This window comes from Streptomyces sp. NPDC058964 (assembly GCF_042741275.1).
Classification (GTDB): Bacteria; Actinomycetota; Actinomycetes; order Streptomycetales; family Streptomycetaceae; genus Streptomyces.
Genome location: NZ_JBHYKH010000223.1, coordinates 10,262 through 13,974 on the forward strand (window position 1 = coordinate 10,262; position 3,713 = coordinate 13,974).

At 70.0% G+C, this 3,713-nt stretch carries 2 protein-coding genes; both read right to left on the bottom strand.

The window, feature by feature from the left end; all coding sequences use genetic code 11:
• Positions 1–906: 906 nt before the first annotated feature.
• Complete coding sequence (locus ACFW2E_RS25325) at positions 907–1,413, bottom strand: hypothetical protein (protein ID WP_384469367.1); 507 nt, start codon at positions 1,411–1,413, stop codon at positions 907–909.
• Positions 1,414–1,438: 25 nt separating this feature from the next.
• Positions 1,439–3,598: a CHAT domain-containing protein gene (locus tag ACFW2E_RS25330; protein WP_384469368.1), complete on the bottom strand. Its 2,160-nt coding sequence runs from the start codon at positions 3,596–3,598 to the stop codon at positions 1,439–1,441.
• Positions 3,599–3,713: the final 115 nt, after the last annotated feature.

The following is a 3,713-nucleotide window of genomic DNA, read 5'->3' on the forward strand; positions in this document are numbered from 1 at the left end:
TCATAAGACGTTGACGTTGACGGCCCCGGGTGTTCTCGCATGCGCTGCCCGGGATGCCGGGAGCGGACAGGACTCGATCTCGGCGTGGAAGTCATGGGGCCGCCTGCGTCGGGCGGGCGCCTCCGGGTACGCGGGCGCTGCGTTCGCGGTCGCGGCGCCCCAACAGCTCGGCCGGAGCGGCTTCGTGAGGTCCGATGCGTCCGTGCGGCAGCGTTCCGCGCCTGTGCCGGTGCGGGGCGCACAGATGGGCGCACATCGCCGCACCGGGCGACCCGGAGCGCCGGCCATTGCATGAGTGTCGTCTCGCCGGAGCCTGCTGCCCCACGCAACATCACTCGAGGATGGCCGGCCAGGAGGTCCTCGACCGGCGCCTCCCCATGCTCCTGGCCCGGGCCCACAGCGCTGATGCTCAGACAGCAGACGGAAAGCCGAGTGATGGCCAGGGCGGGGTCGAGGTCGACCCCGTGGAGGAAGGGCGAGTCGTTGCGCTCGCCGGAAGCACTGCGCCGTTACGAGCCGGTCGCGGGGACGTCGTTGACGCTTTTACGGACGGAGCGAATTGTCGGCCATGGCCTGCCATGGAGCCACAACCGTCGACCATGGACACGCCAGGGCCCGACCAACCCAGGCCGCTCCGACTGACCAGCGGTACTCCTCGCCTCGGCCGCTCAGATTGCGCAGCAGCTCGGGCAGAGCGGTGCCACTCGGTTCCCCCATCACCTCATCGGCGGGCTTCTCGCACGAAGTGGGCTCGGCACTGACGATGAAGAGCTTTGCACCGCTGTCGCCGGCGATTCCCGCGGCAGGCCGCACCTCCGAGCCGGGGCCGACGGCGATGAACAGGCACACGCCTGGTGACGGCGAGCGCCTCGCCGGGAACGACGGGGTCGATTCGCCGGCCGAACGTCACAGTTCCACCGTGGGCGGCGTCCTGACCGTCGGCCAGCCGTAGCGCTCGGCCCGTGAGATGAGGTCAGCGGTCACGCTACCGCTGTTCCCGCTCTCCTCCAGGACGGCGAGCGCCACGATCTCCTCGTCTTCGGCCGCGGTACGCCGCGCAGCCTCGACGATCGCGCTGTTGACCATCAGGTGCGCCGCCCGCCGGTCCGGCCCCTGCGCCTCGACGACCTCGACCGACACACCTGTGTCCGCCAGAATTTCCCGGTACCGCTGCGCCCATTCCCCTCCGAGGTCGGACACAGATGCCTCCTCGAACTCGGCGACTCCGCCCAACAGCACCAGATGCGCCGCGATGCCCTTCGCACGCGCCAGCCCGAGCACCAACAGATCCGCCCCGGCCGCCGCCGATCCCACGAGCAGCCGCGGCCGGAACGACTCCAACAGCTCGGCGACACGTTTTCGCACCCCTTCGGCGTCAGCCAGCTGCCGCCGTCCCGCATAGATCAGGATCATTTCCGAAGGGTAACCGGCGGAGCCGTCATGGTCCGATATGGAAGAAGCCGACGACCGGCGACAACTCCGCCCTGTCGTCGAAGGTACGCAGTGCATGGTTCAACGCCTCGGCGGGGTGTACTCCGCGGGCGAGCTGCTCGTAGCAGACCCGAGCGAGTTCGGCGGCATCGCGATCGGCGACGACGTCGGCGACACCGATGACGTCGCGGAAGCCGGCGATGTGCAGGGCTACGGCGGGTGACCACAGCTCGTCGCGGCTCCCGAACCCCGAGGAGCCGCTGAAACAGGCGGACAGGAAGGCCAGTCCCGCTGGCGGCCGTCGAAGCCGGGCGAACTCCGCCACGGTGAGCAGCCCATCGGCCAGGGCGAGCCCGCTGTTGGAGGGGTCGGACGGATCGGCCAGGCCGTGGCCTATGAAGTGCAGGGCGTCGTGCTGGGCGAGCAGGGCGAGCACGGTTGCTCGGGTGGCCTCGTGCTCAGCCAGCAAGGTGGTGTCCCTCGTGCTCTGCTGAATCATGAGGGCTTCCTGCCGCGCGGCAAACAGTGGTGGCAGGGGAACCGGCCCGGGCTGCGGATCAGCGACGATCAGCGTCCGCTCGGAGCCTGCGGTGTCCACTACTGACCTGGCGCGAGCCTCGACCAGGATGCGCAGGCTCGGGGTGTACGACGAGCAGACCATCTCGAGGGCGTTGCTGTCATGGGCACGGGCCGCATGCAGCGGCAGTCCCGCCAGGGCCTGGGTCGGGCACCACCACACCCGGGGGCGGACGGCCTTCCTGGGCAGGAGATGGTCCATCACCGGACGGACGATCAAGGACCACAGTTGACGGAGGAGTTCGTCGGTGGAGGACAGTCGGCGGCGTCCGCCTTCTCCCAGGTCGCGGCTCGCGGCGTATTCGGTGGCCAGAATCCTCATCCTCTCGGGATGGGCGTCGGGAAGCGGCACCACCCGGACGTCCTGGCGTTCGATGATCAACGCATCGCTGCGAACCCTGCTGATGTTGACGACCACCACGGGCCCACCGGCCGACGCATTGGCCAACTCGGCGAAGGACCACGGCGCCAGGAAGGAGGAAAACCCAGGAATCGCGCGTACCGCTTCGATCGTCCGCGCCCAGGAACCGGAGAGCTCGTGTCCGAGGTCGGAGGGCCAGTCGTCGTCCTGCCCGGTCGGCGCATCCAACTGGGCCCGGATCTGAGCGAGCCGTTCGGCCAGCGCGGGGTCGGCCTGCTGCAGCCGCGACAGATCGGTCCGCAGGTCCAAGAGCCGCGACCACTGCGAGGCACGCGCCTGTTCCAGGAGTTCGACGGCCCGCTCCGGCTGCCCGAGCATGAGCGCGCATGCCGCCCCGTCATGAGCCACCGCTGCGTACCGCTGGACATGGTCCGGGCCGGGGGCGAGATATCCCCGAGCGGGCAGGTCCAGCGCCAGGAGCGCCAGGCACTTCTCGGCGAACGCCAGTGCGTGCTCCCATCGGGCGCGGTGGATCGCCAGGCCGCTCGCAGCCTCGGCCGCATCGAGACGGACGGAAAGGGGAGCGGCGTCGTCATCCACGATGTGCTGCCACAACGACAGCGCCGTGTCGAAGTCCTCGATCGCACCGAAGGTCTCATAGCGGACTGCGTGCACTGCCGACGCCACCGAAAGCACCTCGGCCTCGGGCCGGGACACCGCAACCGCCCGGTCGGCGAGGTCCGCCGCGACAGCCAGATCCTGCCGGTCGTTCCGGAGTCGGTACCGGGCGAGAAGCGCCGCCGCCAGGTTCGCCGCGGTCCTCGGGAAAGCGGGATCGTCCTCCGTGGACAAGGCGACGGTCCGGAATCCGAGGTCCACGGCCTCCTCGAGTGGCTCTGGGACGGAGGTCGCCTGGTGCCGCAGAAGAAGAGCGGTGCTCAGAGACGACAGTGCCTCGCGCTGCCTGGGATCAGGGAGTTCCCTCACGGCCTGACGCAGCCGGTGGATCGCTTCATCGAGACTCTCGAGGTCCCCGGTCGCCTGGAAGAGGGATTGAAGGGTACTGGCGAGCCGGACCATGATCGCGGCTCGTTCGTCCGGATACTCGGACGCGAGCGCGAGCGCATCGCGGGCGACCGTGATCGCCTCCGTCAGATCGGAGATCGCTCCCGAGGCCAGGTAACGAAGCCGCAGGACATCGCTGAGACCGGCGACGAGCAGACCGGACATGGGCCCCGCTCCAGCCAGTGCGGCGGCCCGGGGGGGGGGGGGGGGGCGCCGCCCGGGGGGAGAGCGGGCGCGGCGGCGGGCGCGCGAGCGCGAGCCCAGCCGAGCGACGCCGACC